The 20597-nt window shown below is 54.0% G+C and carries 17 protein-coding genes and 1 pseudogene; 9 read left to right on the forward strand and 9 right to left on the reverse strand.

Annotated features, from left to right (window positions below; translation table 11 throughout):
- The 9 genes and pseudogenes from tuf to rpoC all read left to right on the forward strand — a co-directional run.
- Positions 1-173, forward strand: a pseudogene (gene tuf, locus BJP35_RS18205) (elongation factor Tu); the annotation flags it as partial.
- A gap of 229 nt (positions 174-402) precedes the next feature.
- Positions 403-786, forward strand: coding sequence for a preprotein translocase subunit SecE (gene secE / locus BJP35_RS18210; protein WP_003862342.1), 384 nt, complete (start codon positions 403-405; stop codon positions 784-786).
- A 1-nt stretch (position 787) separates the two neighbouring features.
- Complete coding sequence (gene nusG, locus BJP35_RS18215; protein WP_003862341.1) at positions 788-1333, forward strand: transcription termination/antitermination protein NusG; 546 nt, start codon at positions 788-790, stop codon at positions 1331-1333.
- A 155-nt stretch (positions 1334-1488) separates the two neighbouring features.
- Entirely contained in the window at positions 1489-1917 is a 429-nt protein-coding gene (rplK, locus tag BJP35_RS18220) for a 50S ribosomal protein L11 (RefSeq protein ID WP_008808007.1), read from the forward strand.
- A 3-nt stretch (positions 1918-1920) separates the two neighbouring features.
- Positions 1921-2625: a 50S ribosomal protein L1 gene (gene rplA, locus BJP35_RS18225; RefSeq protein WP_006810530.1), complete on the forward strand. Its 705-nt coding sequence runs from the start codon at positions 1921-1923 to the stop codon at positions 2623-2625.
- Positions 2626-2916: 291 nt separating this feature from the next.
- Positions 2917-3414 (forward strand): 50S ribosomal protein L10, encoded by a 498-nt coding sequence (gene rplJ / locus BJP35_RS18235; protein WP_004097644.1) that lies wholly within the window; start codon positions 2917-2919, stop codon positions 3412-3414.
- Positions 3415-3480: 66 nt separating this feature from the next.
- Positions 3481-3846: a 50S ribosomal protein L7/L12 gene (gene rplL / locus BJP35_RS18240; RefSeq protein ID WP_014168154.1), complete on the forward strand. Its 366-nt coding sequence runs from the start codon at positions 3481-3483 to the stop codon at positions 3844-3846.
- Between the two features lie 319 nt (positions 3847-4165).
- The gene (gene rpoB / locus BJP35_RS18245) at positions 4166-8194 is read left to right on the forward strand and encodes a DNA-directed RNA polymerase subunit beta (RefSeq protein ID WP_020882980.1); all 4029 of its coding nucleotides are present in this window, start codon (positions 4166-4168) and stop codon (positions 8192-8194) included.
- A 76-nt stretch (positions 8195-8270) separates the two neighbouring features.
- Complete coding sequence (rpoC, locus tag BJP35_RS18250; RefSeq protein WP_014168156.1) at positions 8271-12494, forward strand: DNA-directed RNA polymerase subunit beta'; 4224 nt, start codon at positions 8271-8273, stop codon at positions 12492-12494.
- Positions 12495-12553: 59 nt separating this feature from the next.
- Here rpoC and BJP35_RS18255 read toward each other — a convergent pair whose 3' ends face one another.
- The 9 genes from BJP35_RS18255 to thiC all read right to left on the reverse strand — a co-directional run bounded on the left by BJP35_RS18255 (position 12554) and on the right by thiC (position 20596).
- Entirely contained in the window at positions 12554-12871 is a 318-nt protein-coding gene (locus BJP35_RS18255; RefSeq protein WP_014168157.1) for a PTS lactose/cellobiose transporter subunit IIA, read from the reverse strand.
- Between the two features lie 3 nt (positions 12872-12874).
- The gene (locus tag BJP35_RS18260) at positions 12875-13180 is read right to left on the reverse strand and encodes a PTS sugar transporter subunit IIB (RefSeq protein WP_014068453.1); all 306 of its coding nucleotides are present in this window, start codon (positions 13178-13180) and stop codon (positions 12875-12877) included.
- A 180-nt stretch (positions 13181-13360) separates the two neighbouring features.
- Positions 13361-14902 carry a sensor domain-containing diguanylate cyclase gene (locus tag BJP35_RS18265; RefSeq protein ID WP_032679973.1) on the reverse strand — a complete coding sequence of 514 codons (1542 nt, stop codon included), beginning with the start codon at positions 14900-14902 and terminating at the stop codon, positions 13361-13363.
- A 329-nt stretch (positions 14903-15231) separates the two neighbouring features.
- Entirely contained in the window at positions 15232-16365 is a 1134-nt protein-coding gene (thiH, locus tag BJP35_RS18270) for a 2-iminoacetate synthase ThiH (protein WP_014168159.1), read from the reverse strand.
- The gene (thiG, locus tag BJP35_RS18275) at positions 16362-17132 is read right to left on the reverse strand and encodes a thiazole synthase (protein ID WP_014168160.1); all 771 of its coding nucleotides are present in this window, start codon (positions 17130-17132) and stop codon (positions 16362-16364) included. The genes thiH and thiG overlap by 4 nt, the downstream gene beginning before the upstream one ends.
- A 1-nt stretch (position 17133) precedes the next feature.
- Positions 17134-17334 carry a sulfur carrier protein ThiS gene (gene thiS, locus BJP35_RS18280; RefSeq protein ID WP_014168161.1) on the reverse strand — a complete coding sequence of 67 codons (201 nt, stop codon included), beginning with the start codon at positions 17332-17334 and terminating at the stop codon, positions 17134-17136.
- Positions 17318-18073 (reverse strand): HesA/MoeB/ThiF family protein, encoded by a 756-nt coding sequence (locus BJP35_RS18285; RefSeq protein WP_014168162.1) that lies wholly within the window; start codon positions 18071-18073, stop codon positions 17318-17320. The genes thiS and BJP35_RS18285 overlap by 17 nt, the downstream gene beginning before the upstream one ends.
- Positions 18066-18701 (reverse strand): thiamine phosphate synthase, encoded by a 636-nt coding sequence (thiE, locus tag BJP35_RS18290; protein ID WP_032679970.1) that lies wholly within the window; start codon positions 18699-18701, stop codon positions 18066-18068. The genes BJP35_RS18285 and thiE overlap by 8 nt, the downstream gene beginning before the upstream one ends.
- Positions 18701-20596 (reverse strand): phosphomethylpyrimidine synthase ThiC, encoded by a 1896-nt coding sequence (thiC, locus tag BJP35_RS18295; protein WP_044857196.1) that lies wholly within the window; start codon positions 20594-20596, stop codon positions 18701-18703. The genes thiE and thiC overlap by 1 nt, the downstream gene beginning before the upstream one ends.
- Between the last annotated feature and the right edge of the window lies 1 nt (position 20597).

Genomic DNA, 20597 nt, shown 5'->3' on the forward strand with positions numbered 1-20597 from the left:
TGACCGGTACCATCGAACTGCCAGAAGGCGTTGAGATGGTAATGCCAGGCGACAACATCAAGATGGTTGTGACGCTGATCCACCCAATCGCGATGGACGACGGTCTGCGTTTCGCAATCCGTGAAGGTGGCCGTACCGTTGGCGCGGGCGTGGTTGCTAAAGTTCTCGGCTAATTGCTGATAACATTTGACGCAATGCGCAATAAAAGGGCATCATTTGATGCCCTTTTTGCACGCTTTCAGATCAGAACCTGGCTCATCAGTGATTAAATTTGTCATAATCATTGCTGAGACAGGCTCTGCAGAGAGCGTATAATCCGAAAAGCGAATTAGCATTTCGATTTGGTTTGCCTCGCAATCGCGGGGTGAAAATGTTTGTAGAATACTTCTGACAGGTTGGTTTATGAGTGCGAATACCGAAGCTCAAGGGAGCGGGCGCGGCCTGGAAGCGATGAAATGGGTAGTCGTAGCCGTGCTGCTGATTGTAGCGATTGTCGGCAACTACCTTTATCGTGACATGATGCTGCCGCTACGCGCGCTTGCAGTGGTAATTCTGATTGCTGCAGCGGGTGGTGTCGCGCTGTTGACGACAAAAGGCAAAGCGACTGTCGCTTTTGCTCGCGAAGCGCGTACCGAAGTCCGCAAGGTAATTTGGCCGACTCGCCAGGAAACATTGCACACCACGCTGATCGTAGCGGCGGTTACCGCTGTAATGTCACTGATCCTGTGGGGACTGGATGGTATTCTGGTTCGCCTGGTATCCTTTATCACTGGCCTGAGGTTCTGAGATGTCTGAAGCCCCTAAAAAGCGCTGGTACGTCGTTCAGGCGTTTTCCGGTTTTGAAGGCCGCGTAGCAACGTCGCTGCGTGAGCATATCAAATTACACAACATGGAAGAGTTATTTGGCGAAGTTATGGTTCCGACCGAAGAAGTGGTCGAGATCCGTGGCGGCCAACGTCGCAAAAGCGAGCGTAAATTCTTCCCGGGTTACGTGCTGGTTCAGATGGTTATGAACGACGCGAGCTGGCACCTGGTGCGCAGCGTACCGCGCGTAATGGGCTTTATCGGCGGCACGTCTGACCGTCCGGCGCCAATCAGCGACAAAGAAGTTGATGCGATTATGAACCGCCTGCAGCAGGTGGGTGATAAGCCGCGTCCGAAAACGCTGTTTGAACCGGGTGAAATGGTTCGTGTTAATGACGGTCCGTTTGCTGACTTTAATGGCGTGGTTGAGGAAGTGGACTATGAAAAGTCCCGCCTGAAAGTGTCCGTTTCTATCTTCGGTCGTGCGACCCCGGTAGAACTGGACTTTGCCCAGGTAGAAAAAGCCTAAGCAGCGATCAAAAAAGCGACGATTTAATCGTTGCACAAGGCGCGAGATTGGAATACAATTTCGCGCCTTTTGTTTTTATGGGCTGCGGCCTGTAAAACGATTTTATTCACGGGGAGCCTCCTTGAGGCGTTATCACCCAATCAGAGGATTTTAGAATGGCTAAGAAAGTACAAGCCTACGTCAAGCTGCAGGTTGCAGCAGGTATGGCGAACCCAAGTCCACCAGTTGGTCCAGCTCTGGGTCAGCAGGGTGTGAACATCATGGAATTCTGTAAAGCGTTCAACGCCAAAACCGAATCCATGGAAAAAGGTCTGCCAATCCCAGTTGTTATCACTGTATACGCTGACCGTTCTTTCACTTTCGTTACCAAAACCCCTCCAGCAGCAGTTCTGCTGAAGAAAGCGGCGGGTATTAAGTCTGGTTCCGGTAAACCGAACAAAGACAAAGTGGGTAAAATTTCCCGCGCTCAGCTGCAGGAAATCGCGCAGACCAAAGCTGCCGACATGACTGGTGCCGACATTGAAGCGATGACTCGCTCAATCGAAGGTACTGCACGTTCCATGGGCCTGGTAGTGGAGGACTAAGAAATGGCTAAACTGACCAAGCGCATGTCCGTGATCCGTGACAAAGTTGATGCGACCAAACAGTACGACATCAACGAAGCTATCGCTCTGCTGAAAGAACTGGCTACCGCTAAGTTCGTTGAAAGCGTTGACGTTGCTGTTAACCTGGGCATCGATGCTCGTAAATCTGATCAGAACGTTCGTGGTGCAACTGTACTGCCACACGGTACTGGCCGTTCCGTACGCGTAGCTGTATTTGCTCAGGGTGCAAACGCTGAAGCGGCTAAAGCTGCCGGCGCTGAACTGGTAGGTATGGAAGATCTGGCTGACCAGATCAAGAAAGGCGAAATGAACTTTGACGTTGTTATTGCTTCTCCAGATGCAATGCGCGTTGTTGGCCAGCTGGGCCAGGTTCTGGGTCCACGCGGCCTGATGCCAAACCCGAAAGTGGGTACTGTAACCCCTAACGTTGCTGAGGCTGTTAAGAACGCTAAAGCAGGTCAGGTTCGTTATCGTAACGACAAAAACGGCATCATCCACACCACCATCGGTAAAGTGGACTTTGACGCTGACAAACTGAAAGAAAACCTGGAAGCTCTGCTGGTTGCGCTGAAAAAAGCAAAACCAACTCAGGCGAAAGGCGTGTACATCAAGAAAGTTAGCATCTCCACCACCATGGGTGCAGGTGTTGCAGTTGACCAGGCTGGCCTGAGCGCTGCTGCAAACTAATGCCTTTACGTGGGCGGTGATTTTGTCTACAATCTTACCCCCACGTTTGCTAACAAAAGTTAGCGGCTAAAAGATTTGTTCGTTGGAGCCTGGCCTAATCCAGGCCTCCGTCGAAGACCGCAGGTGTTTCGCAAGAAACTTAATGCCCTGCGTAGACGGTGACAGAACGCTAAGATTATTTTTGGATACTCTGGCTTGTTTCTGCTCACCGTATTAAGACGCTCTTTCCGTTGGGGAGAGTGAAGTGAGTTCCGGAACATGAGTTCCGGCAAACATCCAGGAGCAAAGCTAATGGCTTTAAATCTTCAAGACAAACAAGCGATTGTTGCTGAAGTCAGCGAAGTAGCCAAAGGCGCGCTGTCTGCAGTAGTTGCGGATTCCCGTGGCGTTACTGTAGACAAAATGACTGAACTGCGTAAAGCAGGTCGTGAAGCTGGCGTATACATGCGTGTTGTTCGTAACACCCTGCTGCGTCGCGTAGTTGAAGGTACTCCTTTCGAGTGCCTGAAAGACACGTTTGTTGGTCCGACCCTTATTGCATACTCTATGGAACACCCGGGCGCTGCTGCTCGTCTGTTCAAAGAGTTCGCGAAAGCGAATGCAAAATTTGAGGTCAAAGCTGCAGCCTTTGAAGGTGAGTTGATCCCGGCATCGCAAATCGATCGCCTGGCAACCCTGCCGACCTACGAAGAAGCAATTGCACGCCTGATGGCAACCATGAAAGAAGCTTCGGCTGGCAAACTGGTTCGCACTCTGGCTGCTGTTCGCGATGCGAAAGAAGCTGCTTAATCGCAGTTATCTTTATAAAGCATTTGCTTACGTATAAACTTATTCTGATTTTCAGGAACAATTTAAATGTCTATCACTAAAGATCAAATCATTGAAGCAGTTGCAGCTATGTCCGTAATGGACGTTGTAGAACTGATCTCTGCAATGGAAGAAAAATTCGGTGTTTCCGCTGCTGCTGCTGTAGCTGTAGCTGCTGGCCCGGTTGAAGCTGCTGAAGAAAAAACTGAATTCGACGTAATTCTGAAAGCTGCTGGCGCTAACAAAGTTGCTGTTATCAAAGCAGTACGTGGCGCAACTGGCCTGGGTCTGAAAGAAGCTAAAGACCTGGTAGAAGCTGCTCCAGCTGCGCTGAAAGAAGGCGTGAGCAAAGACGACGCAGAAGCACTGAAAAAATCTCTGGAAGAAGCTGGCGCTGAAGTTGAAGTTAAATAAGCCAACTTTTCTGGTTGCAGCCTAAGTCATTAGGCTGATGGCTGGTGACTTTTTAGTCACCAGCCTTTTTGCGCTGTAAGGCATCAGTAGCATTTCACACTGTTTGACTACTGGTTGTCCTGACAATGCATGTTTCTATCGACGACTTAATATATTGCGACAGGGTGCGCGCTCTGTGTAAATCGCGACGAAATGATTTAAGCGTGATAGCAACAGGTATTGCGGAAAGTATTCAATTTTCCGGTCCACAAAATGGTGTTGCACAAACTGTCCCTTCGTCGGACAGATGGGTCGACTTGTCAGCGAGCTGAGGAACCCTATGGTTTACTCCTATACCGAGAAAAAACGTATTCGTAAGGATTTTGGTAAACGTCCACAAGTTCTGGACATTCCATATCTCCTTTCTATCCAGCTTGACTCGTTCCAGAAGTTTATCGAGCAAGATCCTGAAGGGCAGTACGGCCTGGAAGCAGCCTTCCGTTCCGTGTTCCCGATTCAGAGCTACAGCGGTAACTCCGAGCTGCAGTACGTCAGCTACCGCCTTGGCGAACCGGTGTTTGACGTTCAGGAATGTCAGATCCGTGGCGTGACCTATTCCGCACCGCTGCGCGTAAAACTGCGTCTGGTGATCTATGAGCGCGAAGCGCCAGAAGGCACCGTAAAAGACATTAAAGAACAAGAAGTCTACATGGGTGAAATTCCACTCATGACAGACAACGGTACTTTCGTCATCAACGGTACTGAGCGTGTTATCGTTTCCCAGCTGCATCGTAGCCCGGGTGTCTTCTTCGACAGCGATAAAGGTAAAACACACTCATCCGGTAAAGTACTGTATAACGCGCGTATCATTCCTTACCGTGGTTCCTGGCTGGACTTCGAGTTCGATCCTAAAGACAACCTGTTTGTCCGTATCGACCGTCGTCGTAAACTGCCTGCGACCATCATTCTGCGTGCGCTGCAATACACCACTGAACAGATCCTGGACCTGTTCTTTGAGAAAGTAATCTTTGAAATCCGCGACAACAAGTTGCAGATGGAGCTGGTGCCAGAGCGTCTGCGTGGTGAGACCGCGTCGTTCGACATCGAAGCCGACGGCAAAGTGTATGTGGAAAAAGGCCGCCGTATTACCGCGCGCCACATCCGTCAGCTGGAAAAAGATGATATCAAACTCATCGAAGTTCCGGTTGAATACATTGCTGGAAAAGTAGCCGCGAAAGATTACGTTGATGAATCAACTGGCGAGCTGATCTGCCCGGCGAACATGGAGCTGAGCCTGGATCTGCTGGCTAAGCTGAGCCAGTCTGGCCACAAACGCATCGAAACGCTGTTCACCAACGATCTGGACCACGGTCCTTATATCTCTGAGACTATCCGCGTCGATCCAACGACCGATCGTCTGAGCGCGCTGGTAGAAATCTACCGCATGATGCGCCCTGGTGAACCACCAACTCGCGAAGCGGCTGAAAGCCTGTTCGAGAACCTGTTCTTCTCCGAAGACCGCTACGATCTGTCCGCGGTTGGTCGTATGAAGTTCAACCGTTCTCTGCTGCGTGATGAGATCGAAGGTTCCGGTATCCTGAGCAAAGACGACATCATCGAAGTGATGAAGAAGCTCATCGATATCCGTAACGGCAAAGGCGAAGTGGACGATATCGACCACCTCGGCAACCGTCGTATCCGTTCCGTAGGCGAAATGGCGGAAAACCAGTTCCGCGTTGGCCTGGTACGTGTTGAGCGTGCGGTGAAAGAGCGTCTGTCTCTGGGCGATCTGGATACCCTGATGCCTCAGGATATGATTAACGCCAAGCCGATTTCTGCAGCAGTGAAGGAGTTCTTCGGTTCCAGCCAGCTGTCTCAGTTCATGGACCAGAACAACCCGCTGTCTGAGATCACGCACAAACGTCGTATCTCTGCACTCGGCCCAGGCGGTCTGACCCGTGAACGTGCAGGCTTCGAAGTTCGAGACGTACACCCGACTCACTACGGTCGCGTATGTCCAATCGAAACGCCTGAAGGTCCAAACATCGGTCTGATCAACTCCCTGTCCGTGTACGCACAGACTAACGAATACGGTTTCCTTGAGACGCCGTACCGTAAAGTGACCGACGGTGTTGTAACTGACGAAATTCACTACCTGTCTGCTATCGAAGAAGGCAACTACGTTATCGCTCAGGCGAACTCCAACCTGGATGACGAAGGCCACTTTGTAGAAGATCTGGTTACCTGCCGTAGCAAAGGCGAATCCAGCTTGTTCAGCCGCGACCAGGTTGACTACATGGACGTATCCACCCAGCAGGTGGTATCCGTCGGTGCGTCCCTGATTCCGTTCCTGGAACACGATGACGCCAACCGTGCATTGATGGGTGCGAACATGCAACGTCAGGCCGTTCCAACTCTGCGTGCTGATAAGCCGCTGGTTGGTACCGGTATGGAACGTGCTGTTGCCGTTGACTCCGGTGTTACTGCGGTGGCTAAACGTGGCGGTACTGTTCAGTACGTGGATGCTTCCCGTATCGTTATCAAAGTTAACGAAGACGAGATGTACCCGGGCGAAGCAGGTATCGACATTTATAACCTGACCAAATACACCCGTTCTAACCAGAACACCTGTATCAACCAGATGCCTTGTGTGTCTCTGGGTGAGCCCGTTGAGCGCGGCGACGTGCTGGCAGACGGTCCGTCCACCGACCTCGGTGAACTGGCGCTCGGTCAGAACATGCGCGTAGCGTTCATGCCGTGGAACGGTTACAACTTCGAAGACTCCATCCTCGTCTCCGAGCGTGTGGTTCAGGAAGATCGTTTCACTACCATCCACATTCAGGAACTGGCATGTGTGTCCCGTGACACCAAGCTGGGGCCAGAAGAGATCACCGCTGACATCCCTAACGTGGGTGAAGCTGCGCTCTCCAAACTGGATGAATCCGGTATCGTTTACATCGGTGCAGAAGTGACCGGCGGCGACATTCTGGTTGGTAAGGTAACGCCGAAAGGTGAAACCCAGCTGACGCCAGAAGAGAAACTGCTGCGTGCTATCTTCGGTGAGAAAGCGTCTGACGTTAAAGACTCTTCTCTGCGCGTACCAAACGGTGTTTCCGGTACAGTTATCGATGTTCAGGTCTTCACCCGTGACGGCGTTGAAAAAGATAAGCGTGCGCTGGAAATCGAAGAGATGCAGCTCAAACAGGCTAAGAAAGACCTGTCTGAAGAACTGCAGATCCTCGAAGCGGGTCTGTTCAGCCGTATCTATGCGGTGCTGGTTGCCGGTGGCGTTGAAGCTGAGAAGCTCGACAAACTGCCACGCGATCGCTGGCTGGAACTGGGCCTGACCGACGAAGAGAAACAAAATCAGCTGGAACAGCTGGCTGAGCAGTATGACGAACTGAAACACGAGTTCGAGAAAAAACTCGAAGCGAAACGCCGTAAAATCACTCAGGGCGACGATCTGGCACCAGGCGTGCTGAAGATTGTTAAGGTGTATCTGGCTGTTAAACGTCAGATCCAGCCTGGTGATAAGATGGCAGGTCGTCACGGTAACAAGGGTGTTATCTCTAAGATCAACCCGATCGAAGATATGCCGCACGATGCTAACGGTACGCCGGTAGATATCGTACTGAACCCACTGGGCGTACCGTCTCGTATGAACATCGGTCAGATTCTGGAAACCCACCTGGGTATGGCTGCGAAAGGTATCGGCGATAAGATCAACGCCATGCTGAAACAGCAGGAAGAAGTCGCGAAACTGCGCGAATTCATCCAGCGTGCCTACGATCTGGGTACCGACGTTCGTCAGAAAGTCGACCTGAGCACCTTCAGCGATGAAGAAGTGCTGCGTCTGGCAGAGAACCTGCGCAAAGGTATGCCGATTGCAACGCCGGTATTCGACGGTGCAAAAGAAGCTGAAATCAAAGAGCTGCTGCAACTGGGTGGTCTGCCAACGTCTGGTCAGATTACGCTGTTTGATGGCCGTACCGGTGAACAGTTCGAGCGTCCGGTAACCGTAGGTTACATGTACATGCTGAAACTGAACCACCTGGTCGACGACAAGATGCACGCTCGTTCTACCGGTTCTTACAGCCTGGTTACTCAGCAGCCGCTGGGTGGTAAGGCGCAGTTCGGTGGTCAGCGCTTCGGGGAGATGGAAGTGTGGGCGCTGGAAGCATACGGCGCAGCATACACCCTGCAGGAAATGCTCACCGTTAAGTCTGATGACGTGAACGGTCGTACCAAGATGTATAAAAACATCGTGGACGGCAATCATCAGATGGAACCGGGCATGCCAGAGTCCTTCAACGTACTGTTGAAAGAGATTCGTTCGCTGGGTATCAACATCGAACTGGAAGACGAGTAATTCTCGCTCAAACAGGTCACTGGTGTCGGGCTAACCCCCGACACCAGATTGTGCTAACTCCGACGGGAGCAAATCCGTGAAAGATTTATTAAAGTTTCTGAAAGCGCAGACTAAAACCGAAGAGTTTGATGCGATCAAAATTGCTCTGGCTTCGCCAGACATGATCCGTTCATGGTCTTTCGGTGAAGTTAAAAAGCCGGAAACCATCAACTACCGTACGTTCAAGCCTGAGCGTGACGGCCTTTTCTGTGCACGAATTTTCGGGCCAGTAAAAGACTACGAGTGCCTGTGCGGTAAGTACAAGCGCCTGAAACACCGTGGTGTGATCTGTGAGAAGTGCGGCGTTGAAGTGACCCAGACCAAAGTGCGCCGTGAGCGCATGGGCCACATCGAACTGGCATCTCCAACTGCGCACATCTGGTTCCTGAAATCTCTGCCGTCCCGTATCGGCCTGCTGCTGGATATGCCGCTGCGCGATATCGAACGTGTTCTGTACTTCGAATCTTATGTCGTTATCGAAGGCGGTATGACGAACCTGGAACGCCACCAGATTCTGACCGAAGAACAGTATCTGGACGCGCTGGAAGAGTTCGGTGACGAATTCGACGCGAAGATGGGTGCGGAAGCTATTCAGGCCCTACTGAAGAGCATGGACCTGGAGCAAGAGTGCGAGCAGCTGCGTGAAGAGCTGAACGAAACCAACTCCGAAACCAAGCGTAAAAAGCTGACCAAGCGTATCAAACTGCTGGAAGCATTCGTTCAGTCTGGTAACAAACCAGAGTGGATGATCCTGACCGTTCTGCCGGTTCTGCCGCCAGATCTGCGTCCGCTGGTTCCGCTGGATGGTGGTCGTTTCGCAACGTCGGATCTGAACGATCTGTATCGTCGCGTTATCAACCGTAACAACCGTCTGAAACGTCTGCTGGATCTGGCTGCGCCGGACATCATCGTACGTAACGAAAAACGTATGCTGCAGGAAGCGGTAGATGCCCTGCTGGATAACGGTCGTCGCGGTCGTGCGATCACCGGTTCTAACAAACGTCCTCTGAAATCTTTGGCCGATATGATCAAAGGTAAACAGGGTCGTTTCCGTCAGAACCTGCTCGGTAAGCGTGTTGACTACTCCGGTCGTTCTGTTATCACCGTAGGTCCATACCTGCGTCTGCATCAGTGCGGTCTGCCGAAGAAAATGGCACTGGAGCTGTTCAAACCGTTCATCTACGGCAAGCTGGAACTGCGTGGCCTGGCCACCACCATCAAAGCCGCTAAGAAAATGGTTGAGCGTGAAGAAGCTGTCGTTTGGGATATCCTGGACGAAGTTATCCGCGAACACCCGGTACTGCTGAACCGTGCACCAACACTGCACCGTCTGGGTATCCAGGCATTTGAACCGGTACTGATCGAAGGTAAAGCTATCCAGCTGCACCCGCTGGTTTGTGCGGCATATAACGCCGACTTCGATGGTGACCAGATGGCTGTTCACGTACCGCTGACGCTGGAAGCCCAGCTCGAAGCGCGTGCGCTGATGATGTCTACTAACAACATCCTGTCTCCAGCGAACGGTGAACCAATCATCGTTCCTTCTCAGGACGTTGTATTGGGTCTGTACTACATGACCCGTGACTGTGTTAACGCCAAAGGCGAAGGCATGGTGCTGACTGGCCCTAAAGAAGCTGAGCGTATCTATCGTGCTGGCCTGGCCTCTCTGCATGCGCGTGTCAAAGTGCGTATCACTGAATATGAAAAAGATGCTAACGGCGAATTCGTTGCGAAAACCAGCCTGAAAGACACGACCGTTGGCCGTGCCATTCTGTGGATGATCGTACCGAAAGGTCTGCCTTTCTCCATCGTCAACCAGGCGCTGGGTAAGAAAGCGATCTCCAAAATGCTGAACACCTGTTACCGCATTCTGGGTCTGAAGCCGACAGTTATCTTCGCTGACCAGACAATGTATACCGGCTTTGCATATGCAGCGCGTTCAGGTGCATCTGTTGGTATCGATGACATGGTTATCCCAGAGAAGAAACACGAGATCATCTCTGAAGCGGAAGCCGAAGTTGCTGAGATCCAGGAGCAGTTCCAGTCTGGTCTGGTTACCGCGGGCGAACGCTATAACAAAGTTATCGATATCTGGGCTGCGGCGAACGATCGTGTATCCAAAGCGATGATGGATAACCTGCAAACCGAAACCGTGATTAACCGTGACGGCGTAGAAGAGCAGCAGGTTTCCTTCAACAGCATTTACATGATGGCCGACTCCGGTGCGCGTGGTTCTGCAGCACAGATTCGTCAGCTGGCAGGTATGCGTGGTCTGATGGCGAAGCCAGATGGCTCCATCATCGAAACGCCAATCACCGCGAACTTCCGTGAAGGTCTGAACGTACTCCAGTACTTCATCTCTACTCACGGTGCGCGTAAAGGTCTGGCGGATACCGCACTGAAAACAGCGAACTCCGGTTATCTGACGCGTCGTCTGGTTGACGTTGCACAGGATCTGGTTGTGACCGAAGACGATTGTGGCACCCTCGAAGGTATCACCATGACCCCGGTTATCGAGGGTGGTGATGTTAAAGAGCCGCTGCGCGATCGCGTACTGGGTCGTGTAACCGCGGAAGACATTCTGAAGCCGGGTACCGCAGACATTCTGGTTCCACGCAACACGCTGCTGCACGAACAGTGGTGTGACCTGCTGGAAGCGAACTCTGTTGACTCTGTGAAAGTTCGTTCCGTTGTATCTTGTGACACCGATTTCGGTGTATGTGCGCACTGCTATGGTCGTGACCTGGCGCGTGGCCACATCATCAACAAAGGTGAAGCAATCGGTGTTATCGCGGCACAGTCCATCGGTGAACCGGGTACACAGCTGACGATGCGTACGTTCCACATCGGTGGTGCGGCATCTCGTGCGGCTGCTGAATCCAGCATCCAGGTGAAAAACAAAGGTAGCATCAAGCTCAGCAACGCGAAGTCTGTTGTTAACTCCGCAGGCAAGCTGGTTGTGACCTCTCGTAACACCGAGCTGAAGCTGATCGACGAATTCGGTCGTACCAAAGAGAGCTATAAAGTGCCTTACGGTGCTGTTATGGCGAAAGGTGATGGCGAGCAGGTTGCCGGCGGTGAAACCGTTGCAAACTGGGATCCACACACCATGCCGGTTATCACCGAAGTAAGTGGTTTCATCCGCTTCACTGACATGATCGACGGCCAGACCATTACTCGTCAGACCGACGAGCTGACCGGTCTGTCTTCTCTGGTCGTTCTGGACTCTGCTGAGCGTACTGCCGGTGGTAAAGATCTGCGTCCTGCACTGAAAATCGTTGATGCTCAGGGTAACGACGTTCTGATCCCTGGTACCGATATGCCTGCGCAGTACTTCCTGCCGGGTAAAGCGATTGTACAGCTGGAAGATGGCGTACAGATCAGTTCTGGTGACACCCTGGCGCGTATTCCTCAGGAATCCGGCGGTACCAAGGACATCACCGGTGGTCTGCCACGCGTTGCGGATCTGTTTGAAGCACGTCGTCCGAAAGAGCCTGCAATCCTGGCTGAAATCAGCGGTATCATCTCCTTCGGTAAAGAGACCAAAGGTAAACGCCGTCTGGTTATCACCCCAGTAGATGGCAGCGAGCCGTACGAAGAGATGATTCCTAAGTGGCGTCAGCTCAACGTGTTCGAAGGTGAACGTGTAGAACGTGGTGACGTGGTTTCCGACGGTCCAGAAGCGCCGCACGACATCCTGCGTCTGCGTGGTGTGCATGCTGTTACTCGTTACATCGTTAACGAAGTACAGGACGTATACCGTCTGCAGGGCGTTAAGATTAACGATAAACACATTGAAGTTATCGTTCGTCAGATGCTGCGTAAAGCAACCATCGATAGCGCGGGCAGCTCTGAGTTCCTGGAAGGCGAGCAGGTTGAATACTCACGCGTCAAGATCGCTAACCGCGATCTGGAAGCGAACGGCAAAATCGCTGCGACCTTCTCGCGCGATCTGCTGGGTATCACCAAAGCGTCTCTGGCAACAGAGTCCTTCATCTCTGCAGCATCGTTCCAGGAGACCACGCGTGTCCTGACCGAAGCCGCTGTAGCAGGTAAGCGTGATGAACTGCGCGGTCTGAAAGAGAACGTTATCGTAGGTCGTCTGATCCCGGCTGGTACCGGTTATGCGTACCATCAGGATCGTATGCGTCGTCGTGCTGCAGGCGAACTGCCAGCTGCACCGCAGGTAACTGCTGAAGATGCATCCGCGAGCCTGGCAGAGCTGCTGAACGCAGGTCTGGGTGGTTCTGACAACGAGTAATCGTTGATTCAGCAAATAAAAAACCCGCTTCGGCGGGTTTTTTTATGTCTGCATATTTTTCAGTTTATCAGCGGTAGCCGACGATACAGCTCAATCATATCGCCCGCCAGGTCCTGAATGACCATCGCGTTCATCAGGTGATCCTGAGAGTGGACGGTGATCAGGTTAACCGGTAGCTTTCCGGTCCCTTCATCAAGACCAATCAGCTGCGTCTGGATGGTGTGGGCATGTTTCACGTATTCACGCGACTCTTCCATCGCCTTTTCGGCTTCGTCAAAGTCACCTTTACGGGCCATCTGCAACGCCGTAAGGGCAGCACTGCGCGCTGCTCCCGCGTTGACCAGCAGTTCCATGATCGTTGTTTCTAAATCTTCCACGGGTCACTCCAGTAATTTAAGCGCTTTTTCCAGGACGACATCACCTTTCATCATGCCGTAATCCATCATGTCGATCACCGCGACCTTTTTACCCAGCGGATCGGCCTGCGCCTGAAGTTTAGCCTGCTCGTATTTAACCTGTGGCCCCAGCAATACGATGTCAGCCGTCGCGATATTATCTTTAAACTCCGCAACCGGAACGGCTTTAATGGTGACTTCAACCCCTTTTTTCTGCGCGGCGTCTTTCATACGTTGAACCAGCATGCTGGTTGACATTCCCGCTGCACAGCATAAAACGATGTTCTTCATAATCAGCCTCGATCTACATGTGTTTATTGATAATTATCCCGTGCAGACCGCTTCAACAACCGCTTTACCGCGATTGTGTGTCAGGCATCACAAAGAAATGGGTGATTTTCTGAAACCGGTTACAATTTTGCATGAAAGCGCACGCTGCCCGTCGAAACGGACAGCGTGGGAGGGAAGAAATTAACGGATGGAGGTCCGAAGGATGCGGTTTTTACCCTGCTGTTTTGCGCTGTAAAGTGCGTTATCCACGCTCCCGACAAATTGCTCCAGCGGTTCGAAATGCCATTCCCCCAGGCCTGCACTGAACGTGACCTGCAGGTTTTCTTCCCGCCAGACGCGTTTTTCAATGGTGGTACGCCACGCTTCCAGCAACGAGATTGCATCAGCAATTTGCGCAGCCTGGAAGACCACCGCAAACTCTTCTCCACCGTACCGGTACACCGAGATGTGGTGCGGTTGCATGATCTGGATCCCTTCACGCGCCACGTTACGCAGGACAATATCGCCGCTAAGGTGGCCCCAGGTATCGTTGATTGATTTGAAGTTATCGATGTCCACCAGCGCCAGTGCGAAAGGCTGTTGAGCCGCCATTAACTCTTCCACATCGGTATCGAACGCGCGGCGGTTTTTGCAGCCTGTTAGCGCATCGTGGGTTGCCTGGCGGACATATGCCATCTCACGCTCTTTATTCGACTGGATGGTATGACTCAGCATCGCTTCCAGACGCGGTGCCTGGCTGACGTCGCCAGTTTTGATGGCGTTGATAATATGCATCAGCACGGTACGCGAGGCATGGCGAAGGTACAAACCGAAGAGAATGATAATAATCGCCGCCAGTGCAAATCCCCAGCCAACGATAGTGGTTTCGTGGCGGGTAATATCCGTCAGGGTCGCGCCAGAGACCCGGTAGATGACAAACCAATCCGGGTTAGTGAAGGAGTAGTAGTAATACCAGGTTTTACTTTTCCGGTCGTATAAATGACCCTCGCCGCTGGTCATTTTGTCCATCAGCGCTTCGCTCACGTATTTTTTGAACAGCGCGCCCGTGTCAGGATGAAGCACCACGGTTCCGTCGCGCTCGACGACGAAGAATTCCCCTTGTACAGGGGCCACCATCTGTCGAAGGGTATACCCCATCGACGCCAAATCAAGATGAAAGGCGAGGGTTCCCTTGAGTCTGCCTTCTGTTGAAATCAATGGCTTATAAAGCGTGACCGTTGGATGCCCGGTAAAGTAGTCCATATAAGGGTGGGTATAATGGCTGAAAATACTGGCTTCCGCGTGGGCGACAAACCACGGGCGCGTCCGCGGATCGGCGTTTTTACTCTTTTCCGTGGGAGGCGCTTCTGGAACGTGCAAATAATGCCCTTCCGTGTCGGCCAGCGAGATGGATGACACGGTCGGCATCAGGTTTTGCAAATGCATCAACATCTGCAACCCTTGCGTCGGGTTGACGTTCAGCGTCTCATTCAGTATTTCGTTGCGGGAAAAGTACATCGCAGAACGACCAAGAATATAGTCGTTTTCACGCAACATTGATTCGGTATAGTTAACCGCCAGATTATGCGTGAAATTACCATTAATTTTATGATAATCCTCAAGAAAATCCTTTCGTTGCGAAAGCGTAACCACGACAGCGATCAGTGCAAAACTGCACAGTATCCCCGCGAAGCTGGCCATTATTGGCCGGGTAAAAGAGAGTTTTTTGCTGTGAAGTGCCATGAGTTGTACATCATTCCTGAGGGTGAATGCTTTTCGTCTGCCGATATCCTCTCAGCATAGTCGCAGTCCTGCGGTTAGCTGTGAATTATACGGAACACGATTTCAGACGAGATGATTTATCTTAAGAATGGCTAAGAAATTACTTATAAAATCAGAAATTCAGTGCGCACGATAAGTCAGAGGCAGGGCGAAACGAGGAAGAAGCTTTTCGCCCTGGTCAGCGTCCGTTGCTGACCACATGACAATAAAAAACCGGACGATAGCTGACAATCATCCGGTTGTGACTCTCCGTGCCGACTCGTTTTATTTCTGCGGAGTTGCAGTATGTTTCAGCGTAATTGCGAGGCTCTTCCCAGCCAGCTGTCCCAGTCTTTCCAGACCGGCTGCAGCCCCTGCGCGCTCAGGGCCGCGGCGACCGCTTCCGGACGTCGTCCATCATGCGGGGCAAACTGCTCCAGTTCAGGGTGATCATCGGCGTAACCGCCCGGCTGTGTTTTGGAAAATGCGCTCACGTTGTTTATCGCAAGCGGGATCACGCGGTCGCGGAACGCCGGTGATTCACGTGTTGAGAGCGATAATTCAACCTCCGGGGCAAGCAGGCGAAACGCGCAGATCGTTTGTACCAGCTGGCGCTCATCCATGAGTGAGGCCGGTTCAATCCCGCCAGCACACGGGCGCAGCCGGGGGAAGGAGATGGAGTAGCGGCTCTGCCAGTAGTGCTGCTGAAGCCACAACAGATGTTCCGCCACCATATAGCAATCCACGCGCCAGCTATCGGAAAGCCCAATCAGCGCACCAAGGCCAATTTTGTCGATCCCGGCACGTCCGAGCCTGTCCGGCGTTTCAAGGCGGAAGAAGAAGTCCTGTTTCTTGCCCTTCAGGTGATGCCGTGCGTAGGTCGCTTCGTGGTACGTTTCCTGATAGACCATCACTCCATCCAGTCCGAGCGTTTTGAGCTCCGCATACTCATCCTGCGACAGGGGCTGCACTTCCATCTGCAACGAGGCGAACTGACGACGAATGGCAGGAAGGTGCTGGCGGAAATAGTCCATCCCAACTTTGCCCTGGTGCTCACCGGTGACCAGCAGGAGATGCTCGAAGCCCATTTCCCGGATAGCCGCACACTCGCGCGCGATTTCCTCCTCATCAAGCGTCTTACGCTTAATGCGGTTGCTCATGGAGAAGCCGCAGTAGGTACAGTCATTGGCGCACAGGTTTGAGAGATAGAGCGGGACGTAAAAGCTCACCGTGTTGCCAAAGCGCTGTCGGGTGAGACGCTGGGCGCGCTGGGCCATCGGCTCCAGATAAGCGCTGGCCGCAGGGGAGAGCAGGGCCATTAAATCGTCGCGGGTCAGATGGCGCGCATTCAGTGCGCGCTCGACGTCGACCGGCGTTTTGCTGTTGATGCGCAGGGCAATGTCGTCCCAGTTAAGCTGCCGCCAGCGGTCGGTGAAGGTGGTCATGAGATTGCCTCCAGAAAACCGGTCAGCGGGCTGGTGGCCTGCGCCTGAAAACTGCGCGAGCCAGGGCCTGATTGCCGTGCCAGCAGGCCAGCCTCCACCGCCATGCGAAACGCGCGCGCCATCATGACCGGATCGTCGGCAACCGCGATGGCCGTGTTCACCAGCACCGCGTCCGCCCCCATTTCCAGCGCCTGCGCGGCATGGCTTGGTACGCCAATACCCGCATCCACCACCACCGGCACGGTGGCCTGCTCAATGATGATCTCCAGCATTGCCCGGGTTTCCAGCCCCTGGTTAGAGCCAATAGGCGCGCCCAGCGGCATAACGGCGGCGCAGCCAACGTCTTCCAGACGTTTGCAGAGTACCGGATCGGCACCGCAGTAAGGCAGAACGATGAACCCTTGTTGTACCAGCTTTTCCGCCGCTTTCAGCGTCTCGATCGGGTCGGGCAACAGCCAGCGAGCATCCGGGTGAATTTCCAGCTTCAGCCAGCGTGTGCCGAGCGCTTCACGCGCCAGTTGAGCGGCGAAAATGGCCTCTTCGGCCGTTTTCGCGCCGGAAGTATTTGGCAGTAGCGTGACGCCAGCTTCCAGTAAAGGCGCCAGAATGGCATCACTGTGATGGCGCAGATCCACGCGCTTTAACGCCAGCGTGACCAGCTGGCTGCCGCTTTCACGGATGGCATCGACCATCAGCTGGGGTGATGCGAATTTCCCGGTTCCGGTAAACAGATGTGAATCAAAGACTTTATCGGCAATACGTAACATCTCAGCCCCCTGCGATAACCTGAAACAGCAGGATCTGGTCGCCTTCACTGACCTGCTGATGTTCCCACTGCTCGCGCGGCAGGATCTGTTGATTGAGCGCCAGTGCCGTTCCCGGCTTGAGCTGGCGAAGCTTATCGAGCAGCACGGCAACGGTGAGCCCGTCCTCGCATTTCATCGGCTCATCGTTAAACAGAATGCGCATTGCCGCCTCCACATACCGGGCAGTGGCTGGCGCGGTGTAACGCCAGATGACGCCAGCCGCTGGAGCGGGCGTCAAATAACCGCAACGTGTTGCGCTCGGTCTCCATTCCGCTGAGCAGCTTGATGGCCTCGAGCGCCTGCAGGGTACCCATCACCCCCACAACCGGGCCAAGAATGCCCGCGGTGCGACAGTTACGCTCTGGCTCAGCATCGTCTGGCCACAGACAGCGATAGCAGCCCTGCGCCCACGGCGGTGTCAGGACCATCATCTGCCCGCCGAACCCCACCGCGCTGGCGGTGATAAGCGGCGTATTTTTTGCGACACAGGCGGCGTTGATCGCCTGGCGGGTTGCCATATTGTCGGTGCAGTCCAGCACCACGTCGGCCAGGGCGACCTCTCGGAGCAGATTGTCGCCGCTGAGCCGCTCCTGACACGCAATGAGCTCAATATCCGGGTTCAACTGGTTCAGACGCTGGCGGGTAATGTGTACTTTGGGCTGGTTGATATCCTCGGTGGTAAAGAGGATTTGACGCTGCAGGTTGCTAAGATGCACCTCGTCGTCATCGGCCAGTACCAGCGTGCCCACGCCTGCACCGGCCAGATAGAGCGCGGCAGGCGCGCCTAATCCGCCCAGCCCGACAATCAAAACCCGGCTGGCGAGCAGCTTTTGCTGCCCGTCGATGGCGATATCCTCCAGCAGGAGCTGGCGGCTATAGCGCATAAAGTCACGATCATTCATCGCCTGCTCCTGCCAGTTGTAAGAGCTGCCGGGTGGCGGCCTGCCAGTCTGCGGCCTGGGTGATGGCACTGACGACGGCGATACTGCCGACACCGGTATCCAGCACGGCCGGAGCGCGTTCAAGGCTAATCCCGCCGATGGCCACGGTCGGGTACTGCGCAAGACGCTTCACGTGAGCCGCCAGCTGTGCCAGCCCTTGTGGCGCGGAGGGCATCTGTTTAGTTTGCGTCGGGAAGACGTGTCCAAGCGCAATGTACGAAGGGCGTGCCGCCAGTGCCACGTCAATCTCCATATCGTCATGGGTCGAGACACCCAGGCGCAAACCGGCTTCCCGGATGGCATTCAGATCTGTGGTCTCCAGGTCCTCCTGACCCAGATGCACGCCGTAGGCCTGGTGCTTTATCGCCAGTCGCCAGTAGTCGTTGATAAACAGGCGGGCGTTATACCGACGCCCCAGCGCGATGGCGGCGGCGACATCGTTCTCCACCTCCTCATCACGTTTATCTTTGATGCGTAGCTGCAGCGTGCGTACACCTGCCTCCAGCAGGCGGGCAATCCACTCCACGCTGTCCACCACCGGGTAGAGCCCTAAACGAAAGGGCACGGGTGGGAAATCGGGCTGGTACATTACGCCTCCTCTTTTTTGAGGTAGATTTCGCCGCCTTTCGCGCGGAAGGTTTCTGACATATCCGCCATGCCCACTTCAATGGCTTGCGCGGCGGCGTAGTCACGCACCTCCTGGCTGATCTTCATCGAGCAGAATTTTGGCCCACACATGGAGCAGAAATGGGCCACTTTGCCGGACTCCTGCGGCAGGGTTTCGTCGTGATAGGCGCGGGCGGTAAACGGGTCGAGCGCGAGGTTAAACTGATCTTCCCAGCGGAATTCAAAGCGGGCCTTCGACATCGCGTTATCGCGAATTTGCGCGCCCGGATGGCCTTTCGCCAGGTCCGCAGCGTGGGCGGCAATTTTGTAGGTGATAAGCCCCTGCTTCACGTCCTCTTTGTTGGGCAGACCGAGGTGCTCTTTTGGCGTCACATAGCAGAGCATGGCGCAACCGAACCAGCCGATCATTGCCGCACCAATTCCGGAGGTGAAGTGGTCGTAACCCGGGGCAATATCGGTGGTCAACGGCCCCAGGGTATAGAATGGTGCTTCATGGCAGTGCTCCAGTTCTTCCGTCATATTGCGGCGGATCATCTGCATGGGGACATGGCCCGGGCCTTCAATCATCACCTGCACGTCATACTCCCAGGCGATTTTGGTCAGCTCGCCCAGCGTGTGCAGTTCGGCAAACTGCGCTTCGTCGTTGGCATCACGAATGGAACCAGGGCGCAGGCCGTCGCCCAGCGACAGCGAGACGTCGTAAGCGGCACAGATTTCGCAGATCTCGCGGAAGTGTTCGTAGAGGAAGTTTTCCTGATGATGAGACAGACACCACTTCGCCATGATTGAGCCCCCGCGCGAGACAATGCCGGTCAGACGCTTCGCGGTCATCGGCACGTAGCGCAGCAGCACCCCCGCGTGGATGGTGAAGTAGTCTACACCCTGTTCAGCCTGCTCCAGCAGCGTGTCGCGGAACGCTTCCCAGGTGAGGTTTTCAGCGATACCGTTCACTTTCTCCAGCGCCTGATAGACCGGCACCGTTCCGATAGGCACCGGGCTGTTACGCAGGATCCACTCGCGGGTTTCGTGGATATAACGCCCGGTGGAGAGATCCATTACCGTGTCCGCGCCCCAGCGCGTTGACCAGACCAGCTTCTCGACCTCTTCTTCGATGGAGGAGGTGACCGCGGAGTTACCGATATTGGCGTTGACCTTCACCAGGAAGTTGCGGCCGATAATCATCGGTTCGGATTCCGGGTGATTGATGTTGGCGGGGATAATCGCGCGGCCAGCGGCCACTTCATCGCGCACAAACTCCGGGGTGATGTTTTCCGGCAGGCGGGCACCGAAACCTTCGCCCGGATGCTGGTGGCGCAGCACTTCGCTACGTATGCGCTCACGGCCCATGTTTTCACGGATGGCGATAAACTCCATCTCCGGGGTGACGATCCCCTGACGCGCATAGTGCAGCTGGGTAACGCATTTGCCCGCTTTCGCACGTTTTGGCGTCAGCAGACCCGCGAAGCGCAGTTCGTCCAGGCCGTCGTCGGCCAGACGCTCTTTGGTGTAGGCAGAGCTGCGAACCGTCAGTTCTTCGCAGTCGTTACGCGCGTCAATCCAGCGCTGGCGCAGTTTTGCCAGACCCTGCTGCACGTTAATGGCCACATCAGGATCGCCGTACGGGCCAGACGTGTCGTAGACAGGCACGGCTTCGTTGTCTTCATACTGCGGGTTCTCTTTGCTGCCGCCAAGAAGCGTCGGGCTAAGCTGGATTTCGCGCATCGGAACGCGGATATCCGCCTGAGAGCCGGTGATGTAAATACGCTTAGAGTTCGGGAAAGCGGTGCCTTCCAGGGTGTCGATGAAGTGTTGGGCGTGTGCGCGCTGTTCGCGGCGGGTCAGTTTAGTAGTAGACATA

The sequence above is a fragment of the Enterobacter sp. J49 genome, assembly GCF_002148625.1.
In the GTDB taxonomy this organism is placed as follows: Bacteria; Pseudomonadota; Gammaproteobacteria; order Enterobacterales; family Enterobacteriaceae; genus Enterobacter; species Enterobacter ludwigii.